This window comes from Silvimonas amylolytica, assembly GCF_014645555.1.
Classification (GTDB): domain Bacteria; phylum Pseudomonadota; class Gammaproteobacteria; order Burkholderiales; family Chitinibacteraceae; genus Silvimonas; species Silvimonas amylolytica.
The window spans coordinates 306,863-325,627 of the sequence record NZ_BMLY01000003.1; the positions used below are offsets into that span (position 1 = coordinate 306,863).

An 18,765-nucleotide genomic window follows, 5' to 3' on the forward strand; every position below is an offset into this window, starting at 1 on the left:
CCAAAGACTGCGATGCTTATTGGCCGGCTGCGTCGCAATCCGTGCGTTTGACGGGGGCACCTGGCCGGCCTTGGCCATCGACCGGGCGAGCCGGGACGCAATCGTAGTGCGTACCACCCACTATCAGTGTGGCGGTGCTGCACACGCCGGCTTGTTTCACGCCGATCAACTGCCGGGTCGGGCCATCTTCACCCAGGACGAAATGCCGCTGACCGGGGGCCAGAATGGCGGCAACCGTCTTGCCAGGTGGCGTTTTGCCGTGGCTGTCATGGCAGGCCCACGTGTAGCGCTGGTCGGCATGGGCGGTGGCACAGAGCAGGGCAAGGCAAAGCGGGAGCAGAAAGCGCGGCATGGTGGTGGGTCCGGATCGTCTCTGACTTAGTCTGGCATGTCGCGATACGGCTGCAATCTGCTTTTTGACAAGACTACGGTGTGGGCTGCGGGACGGCAGACGTCGTTCAGACTGGCGGCGCGGTGCTGCGTTGGCGCTGCAAGGTGAGCGCGCTATGTCCGCAGGTCAGCAGTACCGCGATCCAGATCGGCACATACGTTCCTAACCCGGCCATGGTGAAGGGTTCACCCAAAAACAGGATAGAGATAAAGAACAGCAGCACGGGTTCCACATACCCCAGAATGCCCAGGACGCCCATGGGCAGCAGCTTGCTGGCTGCCAGGTAGAGTGCGAAGGCGGCGGCGGTCATGATGCCCAGTAACGGCAGCATGCCCCAGAGCGCCGGTTTGGTGATGAGTGCCTGGGTTGAATCGGCGTGGGTCAGCAGATACCACACTACAAACGGCACAATGCAGAGCACTTCCAGCAAAAAGCCGGCAACCGGATCAAGTTTGATCCAGCGGCGCAGCATCAGGTAGGGCGGGTAGCCCACCGCAGTGATCAGCGTGACCCAGGAAAATGCGCGGGTCAGCCAGAGTTCATGCATGACGCCGGCGGCGGCGAAGGCGACGGCGAGCCATTGCAGGCGGCCAGGTCGCTCGTGGTAGAACACAAAGCCGACCAGCACCATCACCAGCGGAAGCAGGAAATAGCCGAGCGAGACCTCCATCAGCCGGCCTGCTTGCGGTGCCCACATGAAGATCCATTGCTGGATGAACATCAAGAATGCAGCCAGCGGTACGACCCACCACAAGCGCGGTTCACGCTTGAAGCGGCCCAGTAAGGCCTTGAAGCGCCCGATCTGACCCAGCAGCATCAAGGCCACGAGCATGGCGGGGACTGTCCAGACGATACGCCAGGCCACAATGGCCATCCCGTCGAGCGGGCGCAACAGTGTGGAATACCAGCCCAACGTGGCAAAAATGATGGAAGCACTGGCAGAAAAGACGACACCGCGGCCGGAAAGCATTGAAACACCTCTTGAACGAGCCGGCATGCTAGCAGTTTGGCAGTGCGGGCGGCTATCGAGGCTTTCGAGCATGTCGGCCGTCCGCCAGTTTTCCGCCGTAGCGCTATCGCCAGGGGGCATGGTGGCGGCTATGCTCCAGCCAATAGAACATCCAACAATCGCACAGGAGTGACACATCATGCGCTGGAATGACATGCGCGAGAGCAGCAACGTCGAAGATCGCGAAAGCAGTAGCGGCGGAGGCGGTGGTGGTGGCTTTGGAGGGGGTGGTTTGCGGCTGGGGATCGGCGGGATTATCGCTGTGGTGGCGGTGGGCATGCTGTTTGGCAAAAGCCCGCTGGAAATGCTGGGTTTGATCTCGCAATTATCGGGCGGTGGTGCGCCACAGGTTCAACAGCAGCAAGTGCCCGCGCGCCCGGTGAACCCGAATGATCCGGGCAAGGTGTTCGTGGCCAAAGTGCTGGGCGACACCGAAGATACATGGGGCCGTATTTTCAAGGCATCCGGCCGTACCTATCGGCCACCCACACTGGTGTTGTTTCGTGGATCGGTCAATTCTGGCTGCGGTTACACCACGTCGGCAGTGGGTCCGTTCTATTGCCCCATGGACAGCAAGCTTTATCTGGATCGTGACTTCTTTGACGAACTCAATACCCGTTTTGGCGCACCCGGCCAGTTTGCAGAGGCTTATGTGATCGCGCATGAAGTTGGCCATCATGTGCAAAACCTGTTGGGGATTTCGGCCAAAGTGCAAGAACGCCAAACCAATGTTGGAAAGGTGGGTGCCAACGCATTGTCGGTCCGGCTGGAACTCCAGGCGGATTGCTTCGCTGGCGTCTGGGGGCATGATGCCGAGCAACGTCAGTTGGTGGATGGCAAAGATATGGAACAAGCACTGGTTGCTGCCAATGCCATTGGCGATGACACGCTGCAGCGCAACGCCGGGCGCAGTGTTGCCCCGGACTCCTTCACGCACGGGACGTCGGAACAGCGTCAGCGCTGGTTCCGCAAGGGTTTTGATACGGGCAGCGTGGACGAATGCAACACGTTCACGGCCAAGCAACTTTGATCCGGCTAACCGCCTTGTGGCACGCCTGCTGCGATGGCCGTTTTGCCAGGCAGCGTCGCACTCGGGTAAGGTAATGATCTGCGCAGGGTGAAGCCACCCTGCCGAATCAGTCCCTTGATGACCGGATAACTACCATGTTCAAAACCCTGCTGTTGTGTACTGCTGTCGTTGCGGCGCTGGCCGCCTGCGGCCCTTCACCTGACGCCCCGAAAATTGCGCCAGAAGCGCGCAAGGATCTGGAGAAAGCCAAGGGGGTTGAAAGTACGGTGCTGCAACAAGACGATGCCGCCCGCAAACAGATCGACGACGCCAGCAAGTAACGGTGAGCAGCCCGCGTTTACCCATTACTGCCCGGGTGTCGATCGGGCACGATGAATACACCATCACGGCCATCCGTGCGCAAGGCGCGGGTGGTCAGCATGTCAACAAAACCTCCAGCGCCATTCATCTGCGCTTTGATATCCGCGCCTCCAGCCTGCCGGAGCATTACAAGGCCGTCCTGCTAGCCATGAGCCATCACCTGATCACCCAGGAAGGTGTGATCGTAATCAAGGCGCAGGAATATCGCAGTCAGGATATGAACCGCGAAGCCGCCATCGCCCGGTTGGTGACGTTGATTCATGATGCCGGCGTGGTGCCTAAAGCCCGTTATGCCACCAAACCCAGTTACAGCGCCCGCCGTAAACGAACTGACCAGAAAGTGCAGCGCGGTCAGGTCAAGGCGCTGCGTGGCAAGGTCGATTTCTGAACCTTGACCGTCTGGCGCGGCAATGTTCTGCTGTCCTGACCTGCAAGTACAATCAGCAATAGCACTCGACCGCACATAATCCAATATTCCTTTTCACAAGCAGTGGTAAATCACGTTCAATGACGATGAGGGCTTGATCATGGGTATTCTGGACACGATTGGCGAAATTGCAGGCGCAGTGGCCGCAGTTGAAGCCACTGAAAAAGTTGACCCGGATGCGGGTTTGCTGACCAAGGGCATTGCCGCTGTCGCCGGGTTCAAAGGTGCAGAAAAGCTGGAAGAAGTGCTGGAAGAAAAGAAGGATGACGCGCAGCCAGATGCGAGCGCCTGAATTCAGGTCGAGATAAAAAAGCCGGTCGGCAGCAATGCCAGACCGGCTTTTTATTTGTGGGCAACCAGGCCTACAACCGGAAGTTGCCGACCAGCCGCTCCAGATTGGCAGCCAGTTCATTCAGCCGTTTGACCGAGGCGGCCATTTCGTCCACCACATGCCCGTTCCCCTGCGCCATATTGCTGATGCGCTCAACGTTCTGTGCAATGTCCACGCTGGCGGACGACTGTTCGCGCGTGGCTGCGGCAATATCGACCATGCGGGTAACCAGATCGCCAGTGTGATTGCTGACCTGCAGCATCGTGCTGTTGGCTTCTTCGGTCACGCTGACACTGCTGACCACCTGATCGCGGGTACTGTTGACATTGGTGATGGCCTCCTGCGTATCGGTACGGATTGCATTCACGATATTGGTGATCTCGTGCGTGGCCTCACCTGTACGGGCAGCCAGTTTGCGCACCTCGTCGGCCACCACGGCAAAACCCCGGCCGGCATCACCAGCGCGCGCGGCTTCAATGGCCGCATTAAGCGCCAGCAGGTTGGTCTGTTCGGCAATATCGGTAATCACTTTGACAATGATGCTGACTTCTTGCGAGCGCTGCCCCAATTGGGCCATGCGTTCGGTCAGTGCGTTCATGGTCTGCGTCACGCTAACAATATTGCTGGCCACTTGTTGCACGGTTTGCGCGCTGGTTTCAGTCAGCTCGCCCGTCTCACGGGCTAGCGCTTCAGCCTGATTGGCGGTATCGGCAATGTGCTGAATGCTGACGGTCACTTCTTCCACACCTGCGGCAGTGGCGCTGGATGCTTCAGACTGTTGCTGTGATGAACGCTTGACCGTATCGGCAGAACTGGCCAGTTGGGTGGCCGATTGCGATACCGCCTGGCTTTCCTGGCGCACCTGCACAAACATGTCGTGCAGGCTCTTGATAAAGCGGTTGAACGCGTCTGCGGTCTGGCCGATTTCATCGCGATTGGTGACAGTGATATGCGCGGTCAGGTCGCCCTGGCCAGAGGCGAGTTCTTCCATGGTGCCAGCAAGGCGGTTCAGCGGTCGGGTCAAGGCGGTGACCACAGCAGAGATCACCAGCAGAATCACCACCAGCGCCACGATGCCGATGATCACCGCGATATTACGCAAGCGCACAGCCGGCGCTGTGATGGCGTCGGTGGGCACACTCACGCCCAGGGACCAGAACTGGCCGGTGTTGCCGATCTTGATGGCATGGAAGAAATGTGTGTATTCCTTGCCTTCAATCTGGAAGTCTTCACCCGCTTTGACCTTGCCCACTTTGTCGGCCAACGGTGTGCCGGCTTCTACCGGTTTGCCCAGCACGGCCGGGTCCTTGGCGGCCACATATAAACCGCCTTCAGACAAGAGCGTGACGTAACCTGTCTCGTATGGATGAACTGCCGAGAGTTCTTTTTGCAGGTCGTCCAGCATCAAGTCAGCCGCGGCGACACCCAGAAACTTGCCGCTTTCGTCTTTGATCACATAGACCAGTGAGCTTTCCAGTGCCTTGATCGTGCCCACTTCATAGGGGAAGGGCTCGGTAATGGTGTCGCGCTGGCGCTGTTTGGGGACGTAATAAAAGTCGCCCCAACCCGGTTTTTCGTAATCCGGTACGTAGGTTTCCGGGTGATCGTGGTACTTGGGAAATTCTTTGACCTTGGCGCTGTCGGTCATGTTGTCCGGCGCAGCCTTGCCGTCTTTGCGGATGATGTACGGGATATAACGACCGGTCGGGTCGTTCCGTGGCCAATCCAGACGGTAGGCGTTGTCATCGCCATCAAAGGCGTTGGGTTCCCACACCATCCACAAACCGGTGACGCCAGGGGCGTCATCCAGCATGTGCATCATGATGTTGTCGGCCATTTTGCGATCGGGTTTGCCGGTCGCTTTCAACCCCATCATGGCGTTCGCCAGACGCCGTGGCAGCAGCAAAGTGCGGTCTAACTGGTTCTGTACGGTTTGCGCATAGCCGTTGGCTTGTTGTTGCGCCAGTTCAAAACCACTTTGCCGGGCGCTGTCGTAGCTCATTTTCACCAGCAACCCGACCATGACGGCAAAGCCGATAAAGATGGCGGCCCCGGCCACCACAATGATACGCGTGCGCAAATGCCCCCACTGTGCGCTCTGGCTCATGCTGATCCCCTTGTGTAGTTCGTACCCTGTTTTCTATGGGTTTAACCGTTTTACTTTAGGCGGCGTTTAGCGAAGTTGCAGGTGATCTTCCATCACGCGTGCCAGTGTGGAGAAATGTCGCGCGATGTCTTCATCCTGTACGCAGGCGTAGCCCAGCAACAAGCCGCGCATCGCGGCATCCGGGTGGCTGTAGTAGCCCGATAACGGCCGGGTGGCGATGCCTGCTGCCAGTGCGTCATGTGCCAGTTGGCGGTCATTCACCTGGCCCGGCAGGGAGGCCACCAGATGCAATCCGGCCTCATCCCCGTAGACCGGGACATCCTGACCAAAGCGGCGAGAGATCTCGTGCAGCAAGGCTTCACGCCGGGCACCATACACATTGCGCATGCGGCGGATATGCGCGCCAAAGTGGCCTTCGGCGATAAAGTCTGCCAGCACGGCCTGCTGTAGCAACTGCCCTTCGCGATACAACTCAGCCAGCGCGACGGCAAAGGGCTCAGCCAGTGCGGGCGGCACGACCAGATAACCAATGCGCAGACCGGGGTAGAGAATCTTGCCAAAGCTGCCGACGTAGATCACGCGATTGGCGTCATCCATACCTTGCAGCGACATCAGTGGACGATTGGCATAGCGAAACTCGCTGTCGTAATCGTCTTCAATAATCCAGCAATCCCGCTGGCGGGCGAATTCCAGCAACATGCGCCGCCGTGCCAGGCTCATCACCATACCCAGCGGATACTGGTGGGAAGGCGTCACCAGCATCATGCGCGGCGGCCTGGCCAGATCGTCGGCGGACGGGCAAATGCCTTCCTGATCGACCGGAATGGGTTTGAGAGACAGGCCGGAGGCCTGCATCACACTGCGCACGCCCCAGTAACACGGGTCTTCTGTCCACACTTCATCACCCGGATCACACAGCAACCGCACGGCCAGATCGACCGACTGGTGAATGCCGGTGGTGATGATGATCTGCTCGGGTTCGCAGCGCACGGAACGCGCATTGCGCAGGTAATCGGCCAGGGCTACCCGCAACGGGGCGTGGCCGCCAGGCGGGGCGTAACTCAAGAGTTCTGGTTGCGGATTGCGCATATGTCGCGCTTGCAAACGGCTCCACACGGCGGCCGGGAAACGCGTGACATCTGCCACGCCGGGTACAAATGCACCCCATTGCCGCCGCGATACGCCAGCCGACGCCACCAGCCGCTGTCCGCGCTGCGATAACCGACCTGTTTCGCCATCGGCATCGGTTGCGGCATTGCCCAGGATCTGACTGTCCGGTGAGCTGTCGGCCACGAATGTGCCGCTGCCGGTACCCGCCAGCAAATAGCCCTCCACCGCCAGTTGTTCATACACCTGAATGACGGTGTTGCGCGCAATACCCAGTTCCATCGACAACATGCGCGAAGACGGCAGCTTGCGTCCGGCGGGGAGCTCATGCGCCAGGATGGCTTCTCTCAGCAGGCGTTGCAATTGGCGGTATGCGGGCTCTGCGCTGGCTTTATCCAGGCGCTGGGCAAGCCAGTCAGAAAGCAGGCTGGTACGCAAAGTGGCTCCATGGTTTGGAAAAAAATGGCTCTTCTGCTCAGAACCAAAGCTGAATATATTCGGTTTCAATCCACGTAGCTACTGCCGGGTAGCTGCCCAAAATGTTTCGGCATGAGACTGAGACAGGTTTTGGATAGCACGCCGGCCCTCATACAACGCAACACACGCAATTCACTGGAAACGCGACCATGTCCAATGCTGATCTGTTTGCCCGCAAGAACGCTGCCACCCCGCGTGGCGTAGGCGTCATGGCGCAGTTCTTTGTAGAACGCGCCCGCAACTCTGAACTGTGGGATGTCGAAGGCAACCGCTATATCGACTTTGCCGGTGGCATTGCTGTACTGAACACCGGCCACTGTCACCCCAAGATCACCGCCGCGGTCGGCGAGCAACTGAACGCCTTCACTCATAGCTGTTATCAAGTGGTGCCGTATGAATCCTATGTGGCACTGGCTGAACGCCTGAACACCCTCACCCCGGGTGGTCACGCCAAGAAAACCGCGTTTTTCTCGACCGGCGCAGAAGCCGTGGAAAATGCCATCAAGATCGCCCGCGCCGCCACGGGCCGCGCCGGTGTGATCGCCTTCAATGGTGGTTTTCATGGCCGGACCATGATGGGCATGGCGCTGACCGGCAAAGTGGTGCCGTACAAGGTCGGCTTTGGGCCGTTCCCGTCAGAAATCCACCACGCGCCGTTCCCGTGTGAACTGCATGGCGTGACGACCAAGATGGCGTTGAAGGCACTGAATGATCTGTTCAAGGCCGATATTGATCCCAAGCGCGTCGCGGCCATCATTCTGGAACCGGTGCAAGGCGAGGGCGGCTTTTATGTTGCCCCGGCCGAGTTCATGAGCGCGTTGCGCAAGATCTGTGACGAACACGGCATCTTGCTGATCGCCGACGAAATCCAGACTGGTTTTGGCCGCACCGGCAAGCTGTTTGCCATGGATCATTATGATGTGCTGCCAGACCTGATGACCATGGCCAAATCCCTGGCTGGCGGCTACCCGCTGTCTGCCGTGACGGGCCGTGCCGAGATCATGGATGCGCCCAACCCGGGTGGTCTGGGCGGTACTTACGCCGGCAACCCGCTGGCCATTGCCGCCGCGCATGCGGTGATCGACGTGATCGAATCTGAAAAACTGGTGGAACGCGCCAATCAACTGGGTGACAAACTGAAAGCGACGCTGAATGAGTTGCGCAGCGTGGTGCCACAGATTGCGGATGTGCGTGGCCCTGGTGCCATGGTCGCCGCCGAGTTCATCAACCCGCAAACGGGTGAGCCGGATGCTGATTTTGCCAAGCGCGTGCAGACGATTGCTTTGCAGGATGGGTTGATTTTGCTGTCTTGCGGGGTGTATTCGAATGTGTTGCGGTTCTTGTTTCCGCTGACGATTGAGGATGATGTGTTTGCGGAAGGGTTGGCCAAGCTGGCCAAGGCTTTGCAGAAGGCGTGATGTTGGGATTGTTGCAGCCTGGGTGGTTTGCCTGGGGCGGTAGAAGGCGTTTTGTCAGCGCCTTCGGCGCGGTTGTTTACAACCCGGGGGTGCCCGGACCACCTTACTTTCTTTGCTTCGCCAAAGAAAGTAAGCAAAGAAAGGCGACCCCAGCCTGGCGTCCCTCCGGGCTCCCCTCAGTCGGTCGGGAGTCTAAGGTCTCCCTCCGCTCCTTCGGCGCTTGGCTTTTACGGGGGAGGAAAGGCAAAAGCAACTGCAAGATCAAAGGCAACCCCAACAGCAACAGCAAAAACCAGGAGTGCAGGCACACAGTCGGTTTGGCGGTTGTCCCCCTTGACTGCGCCGAGCATCGCAGCGGCACGTGGGGAATTCGGCGAGGACTGTTTGAGGCCATAGGCCGAGTTCCGCAGCCGCCCACGTGATGCGAGAAGCGCAGGGAACCCACGAAGTGGGCGCTGTCGCAGGGGTCGCCTTTTCTTTGGTGCCTTTCTTTTGGCGACCCAAAAGAAAGGCACTTGCTGTCGGGCAACCCCCGACATTCAAAACACCGCGCCGCAGGCGCTGAGAAATCGGCGTCACCAAGCCAGAAGGCGACATCGAATAAGTATGCTCGGCTGGCCAAAACCAGCCTGGAAAAGAACCAATACCACTAAGGAGAACCAGATAATGAACCTGAAAGACCCTTCTCTCCTGCGCCAGCAGTGCTATATCAACGGCCAGTGGCAAGACGCAGACAACAAAGAATCCATCCCGGTGACCAACCCGGCCACCGGCGAAATCATCGCCACCATCCCCAAGATGGGCGCAGCCGAAACCCGTCGTGCCATTGACGCGGCCAATGCCGCATGGCCGGCCTGGCGCAAGAAAAGCGCCAAAGAACGTGCAACCATTCTGCGCCGCTGGAATGACCTGATGCTGGCCAATGTGGATGACCTGGCCACGATCCTGACCGCCGAGCAAGGCAAGCCACTGGCCGAAGCCAAAGGCGAGATCGCCTACGCCGCCAGCTATCTGGAATGGTTCTCGGAAGAAGCCCGCCGCATTGATGGCGAGATCATCCCTGCGCCTGCCAGTGACCGGCGTTTCCTCGTCATCAAACAACCCGTTGGCGTAACGGCGGCGATTACGCCGTGGAACTTCCCGTCAGCCATGATTACCCGCAAGGTTGGGCCGGCATTGGCCGCAGGTTGCCCGATGGTACTCAAGCCCGCGACGCAAACTCCGCTATCGGCATTGGCGCTGGCCGTGCTGGCTGAGCGCGCAGGCGTGCCGGCAGGGGTGTTCAGCGTGGTGACGGGTTCTGCCAACGCTATCGGGGGCGAGCTGACCGCCAACCCGATCGTGCGCAAGCTCTCGTTCACCGGGTCGACCGAAGTGGGCCGCAAGCTGATTGCGCAATCGGCCGAGACCGTCAAAAAACTGTCGATGGAACTGGGCGGCAACGCGCCGTTTATCGTGTTCGATGATGCAGATCTGGATGCCGCTGTCGAAGGTGCGATCGCCTCCAAGTATCGCAACGCGGGTCAAACGTGCGTGTGTGCCAATCGTTTGCTGGTACAGGCGGGCGTATATGACGCTTTTGCGGCCAAGCTGGCTGCGGCCGTGGGCAAGCTCAAGGTGGGCAATGGTTTTGAAGCTGGCGTGACACAAGGCCCGCTGATTGATGAAAACGCGGTCGCCAAGGTGGAAGAACACATCGCCGACGCCGTCGCCAAGGGGGCTGAAGTCATTCTGGGCGGCAGACGTCATCATCTGGGTCAAACTTTCTTTGAGCCAACTGTGATCACTGGCGTCACCAAAGACATGAAGGTCGCCAAAGAAGAAACCTTCGGCCCGATGGCTCCGTTGTTCAAGTTCGACACCGAAGAAGAAGCCATTGCCATGGCCAATGACACGGAGTTTGGTCTGGCCAGCTATTTTTACTCGCGCGATATCGGCCGGATTTTCCGCGTGGGTGAAGCGCTGGAATACGGCATGGTGGGTATCAACGCCGGCATTATTTCTTCTGAAGTCGCGCCGTTTGGCGGGGTCAAACAGTCTGGTCTGGGTCGTGAGGGTTCGCACCACGGCATTGATGATTACGTTGAACTCAAATATCTGTGCCTGGCTGGCCTGTAATGTAAACAGACGGCAGGTGTTTTGATAAATAAAAAAAAGAGCAGCGCTGGCTGCTCTTTTTTTATTTTGTTTATCCGGACGTCTGCACAATCCTGGTGCAAAACGTGTACCGGCTGCACCGTTATGCCAAGAGGCTGCGCCTGACCAGACCAATGGCATGTCCCGCTGTCATATCTGACGTATGGCATGCTTTTTGCAGCTGAAATACCAGCAAGGCTGAATGCCGGTTGGCTGGCTTTGTCAGACTAGTGCGGACGCGTGGCACTAAAGCATCACCTTTCATGCCGCACTGGTTTTGTCTTGGCGGCTCGCATAAGGTTAGAACACACAAGAATAAAACTACCGATGTATTGATGGCGGTCACTATGTTGGTAGTTTAAGTGCACTGGATTTGATCAAAGCAGATAGAGCCCGAAGGCCAAGCTTGATCCGGGGTATGGATGGGTACCCGCAAATCTCAAAACCGCGCGTGTATGCCAGATATTTGGCATGCCAAAGACAACGCAGTGTGGCTACCGAGGCAGGCGACACTGTACGGACGAGAGAAAAGTGATTTCACAGGAAATACAACATGAAACGCTCGGGATCATGTGTGCAGTCTTCGGCGGCGCTGGTGCCGTCGACACTTCAAACCATTTCTACCATTGCGCGGTTGACGGCTCGCCGCGACATTGACCCGGACCGGATTCTGGCCGGGAGCGGCATCACCGCCGCAGGCCTGCAAGACACCACCTTGATGGTCACGCATGCACAAGAGCTGATTGTTTCGGCCAATGCGCGAGCACTGACGAGTGACGATTCTTTGGGTTTGCAGATTGGCAACGCCTTGCGTGTATCCAGCTTTGGCTTGTTGGGCTACGCCATGCTGGTCAGCCCGACGCTGCTTGATGCGCTGCAATGCATCTTTGATTTTCCGGTGCTGTTCGGCTCTTACTTTGATGTATCGCTCAAGGTAGAAGGGTATGCCGCATCCATCACGCTGGATGACTACCGTTACCGGCCGGATCTGGAAATCTGGAACACCGATATGTGTCTGGCCGCTTTGTGGGCGGTCGTCTGCGATGTGATGGCTGACAAGATCAGCCCTGACTGTGTCGCTCTGCGACATGGCAAGCCGGAGCACGCCGCAGCATATCGGCAGGTATTTGGCTGTTCCACCTATTTTGACCGGCCGGAAAGTGGTTTGTATTTCCCGGCCGAGTTGTTGTCCAGTGCCTTGCCGCTGGCGGACCCGTTCAGCTATCAAGTCATGCGCCAGCAATGCGCGCAATTGCAACGCACCTGGCAAAATAACAGCAATCTGGATGTGATCACCAAGGCGCTGCGGCTGATCTCGGCTGATCCGCTCAAGTACAACCAGTTGAACAACGTGGCCAGTGAACTCTTCATGTCGGAACGCACGTTGCGCCGCCGGCTGGACGAGCGTGGCGTGAAGTTTCAGTCTTTGCTGGATCAGGCACTGTGCGACAAAGCGCTGGAATACCTCTCCCGTACGGCTTTGCCGGTGGCCGACATTGCCGAAAAACTGGGCTATAGCGAGACCGCCAGTTTCCGTCACGCCTTCCGCCGCTGGACTGGCCAATGCCCAAGCGAATACCGCGCGACACCGGTGGAGAAGTCGGTGGTGTTTGCGGCTTGAGTGTGGCTGGTTTTCTGACTGGATTGCGTAAAACCCTGTGTTGCCTGGTGTCGAGGGCGACGCAGGGTTTTTGCTTTGTGCAGCAAAGGTCAACTGCCGTGGCCAGACGGGATTCCGGCTCAAGGTCGCCCGGTGGTGCCAGCCAACACTGCGGCTGGATTTGCGGCGGGGCAAACAGCCTCATCAGGGCTATCCCCAGGCCCAAACCCCGCCCCCGTAAGGTGGCCACCTGACCCCATTATTTCGGTCACCCGAATCTCTGCAAGTTGGCCGGATTTATCTCCTGCCTGACCGATTTCTCTCTCTTGCCCCATCAAGACACCCAGGCAGAATGGCTTCAACGGGATGCAAACAAGACGTCTGACCGGCAGCACAAAAATGCGGGTTCAGTGGTCAGACATCCTGATGCGAGGCCGCTGCCGGGCCACAAAGGCACAACCGGCGCGATTCTCCAGCAAGCACTTGAACACATGAACATTGCAGGCGTTTGACACCCGTTGGGTGACACGTGGTCAGGAAAGATACTGACGCGTCGCAATGTGGGTGGCAGGTGATTTCAGCCGGACAAGACGTTGATTTGTCCAGGCGCAAAACGCGGATTCGTCCGCACAATGCGCCCTGATGCAACAGGGCGGCTGTCAAACCCGGATGCGGTAGGCCGGCAACGAAGTCGGCGGGGTTTTGGCAATCGTTCAGAAGCGGCAGGGCGCCGGAACAGACATGGTGATCCCATGAGTAAACCGAACCCTCAATCTGGCAATAAACCTGTGGTTGGCGTCATCGCTGACCTCAAAATGATCGGTCTTCATCCGTTTCATTGTGCCGGCAACAAGTATGTGGTTGCCGCCGTGGATGGTGCTGATACCTATGCTGTGGTCCTGCCGGCCTTGTCTGGCCAGCAATCCATCGAACAGACTCTGGCGCTGTGCGATGGCCTGATGTTCACCGGCAGTCCTTCCAACGTTGAACCCCATCATTATTCTGGCCCGGGCAGCGCGCCTGGTACCTTGCATGATCCCGCCCGCGATGCCACCAGCCTGCCCTTGATCCGGGCTGCCATTGAAGCCGGTGTTCCGGTGTTTGGCATCTGTCGCGGCTTTCAGGAAATCAACGTCGCGCTGGGCGGTACGCTGCACCAGAAGGTGCATGAAGTGACCGGCATGCTCACTCACCGCGAGCGCGAAGAAGATCCGCTAGACGTGCAGTACGGCCCTGCACATGAAATCAGCATTGTGCCCGGCGGCAAACTGGCCGGCTGGTACAAGGCGGGTTCTGCCACCGTCAATTCCTTGCATAACCAGGGTGTACAAAAGCTTGCGCCGTCCGCCCAGGTGGAAGCGATTGCGCCGGATGGCCTTGTTGAAGCCTTCAGCGTGAAAGGTGCCCGCAGTTTTGCCTTTGCAGTGCAATGGCACCCGGAGTGGTTGTTTGCAAATAGTCCGCTGTCTGTCGCCATGTTCAAAGAGTTTGGCGCGGCCTGCCGGCAAAGGAGGGCAGAAAAAGAGAAGTAGGGGCCGTTCAACGGCAGCTGCATGCGCAGCACAGGTTTGAACAGGCACCCAGGCCGATAGCGCCGGGAAAACAGGGTGTGGCAACCGCCATACCCCAAAGAGTCAATTTCCGTGGTTGAAAAGCTGGTTTCGACTCACCCCGCAATGATGCGGAGCAAGAAACCGGCGTAGCTGTAGCACAAACAAGGCAAGGCAGTGGAGTGCGACGTACAAAAGCGGGCTGACAAGGCGTGCGAACGTGCCCTTGTGGTACCCCGTCTCGGGGCAGACAGTACGCATAGATACGGCAAGTGAGCACAACGCAGTCAGCATGCTTTTGTACGGAGCGACCAGCTAACCATCGAAATGGGCCCTGCAACGGGACTGATACATCGTGGATAAAATTACAGACTTTCTGAAAGAACATCGCATTACCGAAGTGGAGTGCGTCGTACCTGACATGACCGGCATTGCGCGCGGCAAGATCATTCCGCGCAGCAAATTTGAAACCGGCGAAAACATGCGTCTGCCAGCTGCCGTGCTGTTCCAGACCGTCAACGGCGATTACCCGGATGATGAAACCATCTCCGGTCCGACTGACCCTGACATGATTTGCGTGCCCGATCCGGACGCTATCCGTCTCGTGCCCTGGGCCGTTGACCCGACAGCACAAGTGATTCACGACTGCGTACATTTTGATGGCTCCCCCGTCGAATATTCCCCACGCCAGGTGCTCAAGCGCGTTCTCAAATTGTATGAAGCACGTGGCTGGAAGCCGGTCGTTGCGCCAGAACTTGAGTTCTATCTGGTGGATGTGAACAAGAACCCGGATATTCCGCTGCAACCACCGGTAGGCCGTTCTGGCCGCGCTGAAGTGGGCCATCAGGCTTATTCGATCGAAGCGGTGAACGAGTTCGATCCGCTGTTCGAAGACATTTACGACTATTGCGAAGCGCAAGACCTGGAAGTCGATACGCTGATCCATGAAGTTGGCGCCGCGCAGATGGAGATCAACTTCCTGCATGGCAACCCGCTGGATCTGGCGGACCGCGTATTCCTGTTCAAGCGTACCGTGCGTGAAGTGGCCCTGCGCCACAACATGTACGCCACCTTCATGGCCAAGCCGATGGAGAACGAACCGGGTTCAGCCATGCATGTGCATCAAAGCGTGGTTGATGCCAAAACCGGCGAGAACATTTTCAGCCGCCCTGATGGCAAAGAATCCGAACTGTTTTATCACTACATCGCCGGTCTGCAAGCCTACGTGCCGGAACTGATGCCGATCTTCGCGCCGTTTGTGAACAGCTATCGTCGTCTGTCACGGTTCACCGCTGCGCCGATCAACATTCAGTGGGGTTACGACAACCGTACTGTCGGCCTGCGCGTACCGATGTCCGGCCCGGAAGGTCGCCGTGTAGAGAACCGCATCGCCGGTGTCGATTGCAACCCGTACCTGGCCATTGCCGCCACTTTGGCCGCCGGTTATCTGGGGATGGTGCAGCGTCTGAACCCGACCGAACCCATCAGCACCGACGCCTACAACATGCCGTATGAACTGCCGCGCAACCTGGAATCCGCCATTGCCCAGATGCGTGCCAGCACGGCGTTGCCGGAAGTGCTGGGTGCCGCCTTCATGCAGGCTTATCTGAGTGTGAAAGAGACCGAGTACGAAGCGTTCTTCCGCGTGATCAGTTCCTGGGAACGACGTCATCTGTTGCTGTACGTCTGATGCGCTGACCCCTCATTGAATGCAAGGAACACGATCATGCTGAACCTCAATCAAACGCAACGTACCACGCAAGAATGGCAACAACTGGATGCCGCTCATCACCTGCATCCGTTCTCTGACATGGGCTCGCTCAACAAGGCGGGTAGCCGCGTGATTACCCATGCCAAGGGCGTGTATCTGTGGGATAGCGAAGGCAACAAGATCATCGACGGCATGGCCGGTCTGTGGTGTGTAAATGTGGGCTATGGCCGTCAGGAACTGGCCGATGCAGCCCAGCGCCAGATGCTGGAACTGCCGTACTACAACACCTTTTTCAAGACCACCCACCCGCCGGTAATTGAACTGTCCCAACAACTGTCTGAACTGACGCCGGATGGTTTTAACCACTTCTTTTATTGCAACTCTGGCTCGGAAGGCAATGACACCGTACTGCGTATTGTTCACCAGTACTGGGCCGCGCTGGGCAAGCCGCAACGCAAATATGTGATCAGCCGTATTAACGGTTATCACGGTTCCACCATTGCGGGTGCATCGCTGGGCGGCATGGGCTACATGCACGAACAGATGCCATCCAAAGTGGAAAACATTGTCCACATCCACCAACCGTACTGGTACGGCGAAGCGGCAGAGGGCGTGACACCGGAAGCGTTTGGCAAGGCCCGTGCGGCAGAACTGGAAGCAAAGATTCTGGAACTGGGTGCAGAGAACGTTGCAGCCTTTATTGGCGAACCGTTCCAGGGGGCCGGCGGCGTGATTTTCCCGCCGGAAAGCTACTGGCCAGAGATCCAGCGCATTTGCGACAAGTACGGCATTTTGCTGATCGCCGATGAAGTGATCGGTGGCTTTGGCCGCACAGGTGAATGGTTTGCCCACCAGCACTTTGGCTTCAAGCCGGACATCATGACGCTGGCCAAGGGTCTGACCAGCGGCTACGTGCCGATGGGCGCCGTGGCCATTCATGACAAGGTGGCGCTGCCCATCATTGAAGCCGGCGATTTCAACCACGGTATGACGTACTCCGGTCACCCGGTAGCGGCTGCCGTGGCGCTGGCCAACATTGCCATCCTGCGTGATGGCGGGGTGGTGGATCAGGTCAAGAATGAAACCGGCCCGTACTTCCAGAAGTCGCTGCGTGAGGCGCTCTCAAACAGCCCGATCATTGGCGAAATCCACGGTACCGGTCTGGTGGCCGGCATGCAGTTGTGTGAAGAAAAGAACCCGCGCAAACGCTTTGCCAATGGCGGCGATGTGGGCCTGATCTGCCGCGATCACTGTTTTGGCAACAACCTGATCATGCGTGCAACGGGCGACCGGATGTTGCTGTCGCCGCCGCTGGTGATCAGCCGTACAGAGATCGACGAACTGGTCGACAAAGCTGCGCGGTGTATTGCCCTGACGGCCAAAGATCTGGGGTATTGATGTGTGCAGGGTGGTTTGTTCTACGAATTCACCTTGCAGAAAAAATGCAATAAAAGTTTTTAAAATGTAGTAAACGTGCAGTTAAAAGCAGTAAACGGGCTGGTTTGAAAGAAATTGCAAAAAACAGCGTGGCAGCATTCAACCAAAGTGTCGGTGCCGCGTTAACCAGCCAGCCCGGCAGTACATAACAAGAACACACCACCGACCTCAAGGCCGGGCGACTCGACAGATTGGATCCTTGCCTGGCAACGCGGCTGGCCCTGCCAGACGCGTTGCGAAACGGCACTGGCTCCAGGTTTTATCACTGCAGTAAATATGGCTGTTTGTCGTAGCGACCCGGCCCGCTCTAACGCCGGATATTCGAGCGTCATTTTGATTGGAGATGAGAAGATGAAGTGCAAGACATTGAGCCGCCTTGCCCTCGCGGGCTTGTGTGCCGCTGCCGTCAGCCCGGTCTTTGCGGCTGATACAGTGTTGAACGTGTACAACTGGTCGGACTACATCGCCAAAGACACGATCCCGAACTTTGAAAAAGAAACCGGGATCAAGGTGAAGTACGACGTATATGACGGTGACGACACCCTGCAAGCCAAGCTGCTGACTGGCAAAGCGGGTTACGACATCGTGGTACCGACCAGCAACTATGCCGCCAAGCAAATCCAGGCCGGCATCTACATGAAGCTGGATAAATCCAAACTCCCCAACCTGAAATACCTCGATCCAACTCTGATGGCGCAAGTGGCTGGCGCTGATCCGGGTAACCAGTACCTGGTACCGTGGGCTTACGGTACGGATGGTCTGGGTTTCAATGTGACCAAAGTCAAAGCCATTCTGGGCAAGGACGTAGACCTGGCTAACTGGGACATCCTGATGAAGCCGGAGAACGCCGCCAAGCTCAAGAGCTGCGGTATCTCCATGCTGGATCAGGCTAATGACGTGTTCGCCATGGCGCTGCATTACATTGGCAAAGATCCCAACTCCACTAACCCGGCTGATTACCAGGCCGCGTTTGACGCCCTCAAGAAAATCCGTCCGTACATTGGCCAGTTCAACTCTTCTGGCTACATCAATGACCTCGCTGGCGGCGATATCTGTATGGCCTTTGGCTGGTCTGGCGACGTGACGATTGCCAAGGCCCGTGCCAAGGAAGCCGGCAAGTCGTACGAAATCCAGTACTTCATCCCGAAGGGTGGTGCGCCGGTGTGGTTTGACACCATGGCGATCCCGAAAGATGCACCGCATCCAGAAGCGGCGCTCAAGTGGATCAACTACATCGAAACCCCGCAGGTTCACGCCGAGATCACCAACCAGGTGTTCTATCCGAACGCCAACATGGAAGCGCGCAAGTTCGTGAAGCCGGATGTGGCGAACGACCCGGTGGTGTTCCCGCCGCCAGAAGTGGCCAAGACGCTGTTCCTGTTGAAGCCGCTGCCGTCTGAAATCATGCGGCTGGAAAACCGGCTCTGGGCGCAATACAAGTCCGGCCACTGAGCGTGTGATGAACAAGGCCGGGTGATCTGCCCGGCCCATATCAACCAGACAGAAATACCGCAGGCGGCGCCCGTTCAAGGCACCGTTCAGGCCCTGCCTGCGTCTTGAGAATGGATTTGGGGCCAATAAAGAGGCCGGGTTCATTCTGAAGTTGCCAACAAAAACGCCCTGACCAGCGCCAGTGTGCGCAAGGACCAGAACGGTTTTGTTGCCGACGTTCAG

The 18,765-nt window shown here is 57.8% G+C and carries 15 protein-coding genes; 11 read left to right on the plus strand and 4 right to left on the minus strand.

Translation table 11 applies throughout. The features are described from left to right. Positions 1–16: 16 nt before the first annotated feature. Both IEX44_RS11185 and rarD read right to left on the minus strand, forming a co-directional pair. Entirely contained in the window at positions 17–352 is a 336-nt protein-coding gene (locus IEX44_RS11185; protein WP_188693318.1) for a hypothetical protein, read from the minus strand. 106 nt (positions 353–458) lie between these two features. Further along, positions 459–1,361, minus strand: a complete 903-nt coding sequence (gene rarD / locus IEX44_RS11190) for an EamA family transporter RarD (RefSeq protein WP_188693320.1) — start codon at positions 1,359–1,361, stop codon at positions 459–461. A 178-nt stretch (positions 1,362–1,539) separates the two neighbouring features. Between rarD and ypfJ the strand changes: the two genes are divergently transcribed. The 4 genes from ypfJ (at position 1,540) to IEX44_RS11210 (ending at position 3,509) form a co-directional block, all read left to right on the plus strand. Then, on the plus strand, positions 1,540–2,430 hold the full coding sequence (ypfJ, locus tag IEX44_RS11195) for a KPN_02809 family neutral zinc metallopeptidase (RefSeq protein WP_188693323.1): 891 nt from the start codon (positions 1,540–1,542) through the stop codon (positions 2,428–2,430). 134 nt (positions 2,431–2,564) lie between these two features. After that, the gene (locus tag IEX44_RS11200) at positions 2,565–2,750 is read left to right on the plus strand and encodes a hypothetical protein (protein ID WP_188693328.1); all 186 of its coding nucleotides are present in this window, start codon (positions 2,565–2,567) and stop codon (positions 2,748–2,750) included. Positions 2,751–2,752: 2 nt separating this feature from the next. Further along, positions 2,753–3,178 carry an alternative ribosome rescue aminoacyl-tRNA hydrolase ArfB gene (gene arfB, locus IEX44_RS11205; RefSeq protein WP_229678990.1) on the plus strand — a complete coding sequence of 142 codons (426 nt, stop codon included), beginning with the start codon at positions 2,753–2,755 and terminating at the stop codon, positions 3,176–3,178. Between the two features lie 139 nt (positions 3,179–3,317). Then, positions 3,318–3,509, plus strand: a complete 192-nt coding sequence (locus IEX44_RS11210; RefSeq protein ID WP_184097004.1) for a hypothetical protein — start codon at positions 3,318–3,320, stop codon at positions 3,507–3,509. Positions 3,510–3,579: 70 nt separating this feature from the next. Here the strand turns inward: IEX44_RS11210 and IEX44_RS11215 are convergent, their stop codons facing one another. Both IEX44_RS11215 and pdxR read right to left on the minus strand, forming a co-directional pair. Continuing rightward, positions 3,580–5,655, minus strand: a complete 2,076-nt coding sequence (locus IEX44_RS11215; RefSeq protein ID WP_188693330.1) for a methyl-accepting chemotaxis protein — start codon at positions 5,653–5,655, stop codon at positions 3,580–3,582. A 66-nt stretch (positions 5,656–5,721) separates the two neighbouring features. Continuing rightward, the gene (pdxR, locus tag IEX44_RS11220) at positions 5,722–7,200 is read right to left on the minus strand and encodes a MocR-like pyridoxine biosynthesis transcription factor PdxR (RefSeq protein WP_188693332.1); all 1,479 of its coding nucleotides are present in this window, start codon (positions 7,198–7,200) and stop codon (positions 5,722–5,724) included. Between the two features lie 188 nt (positions 7,201–7,388). Here pdxR and IEX44_RS11225 point away from each other — a divergent pair, with 188 nt between their 5' ends. The 7 genes from IEX44_RS11225 (at position 7,389) to IEX44_RS11255 (ending at position 18,543) form a co-directional block, all read left to right on the plus strand. Beyond that, on the plus strand, positions 7,389–8,657 hold the full coding sequence (locus IEX44_RS11225; protein WP_188693335.1) for a 4-aminobutyrate--2-oxoglutarate transaminase: 1,269 nt from the start codon (positions 7,389–7,391) through the stop codon (positions 8,655–8,657). A gap of 663 nt (positions 8,658–9,320) precedes the next feature. Continuing rightward, positions 9,321–10,775 carry an NADP-dependent succinate-semialdehyde dehydrogenase gene (gene gabD / locus IEX44_RS11230; RefSeq protein ID WP_308423798.1) on the plus strand — a complete coding sequence of 485 codons (1,455 nt, stop codon included), beginning with the start codon at positions 9,321–9,323 and terminating at the stop codon, positions 10,773–10,775. A 571-nt stretch (positions 10,776–11,346) separates the two neighbouring features. After that, complete coding sequence (locus tag IEX44_RS11235; protein ID WP_188693342.1) at positions 11,347–12,414, plus strand: AraC family transcriptional regulator; 1,068 nt, start codon at positions 11,347–11,349, stop codon at positions 12,412–12,414. A gap of 731 nt (positions 12,415–13,145) precedes the next feature. After that, positions 13,146–13,925 (plus strand): gamma-glutamyl-gamma-aminobutyrate hydrolase family protein, encoded by a 780-nt coding sequence (locus IEX44_RS11240; RefSeq protein ID WP_188693345.1) that lies wholly within the window; start codon positions 13,146–13,148, stop codon positions 13,923–13,925. A gap of 370 nt (positions 13,926–14,295) precedes the next feature. Further along, positions 14,296–15,633, plus strand: a complete 1,338-nt coding sequence (locus IEX44_RS11245) for a glutamine synthetase family protein (RefSeq protein WP_373287784.1) — start codon at positions 14,296–14,298, stop codon at positions 15,631–15,633. A gap of 36 nt (positions 15,634–15,669) precedes the next feature. Next, on the plus strand, positions 15,670–17,052 hold the full coding sequence (locus IEX44_RS11250) for an aspartate aminotransferase family protein (RefSeq protein WP_188693351.1): 1,383 nt from the start codon (positions 15,670–15,672) through the stop codon (positions 17,050–17,052). A gap of 390 nt (positions 17,053–17,442) precedes the next feature. Further along, entirely contained in the window at positions 17,443–18,543 is a 1,101-nt protein-coding gene (locus IEX44_RS11255; protein WP_188693354.1) for a polyamine ABC transporter substrate-binding protein, read from the plus strand. Positions 18,544–18,765: the final 222 nt, after the last annotated feature.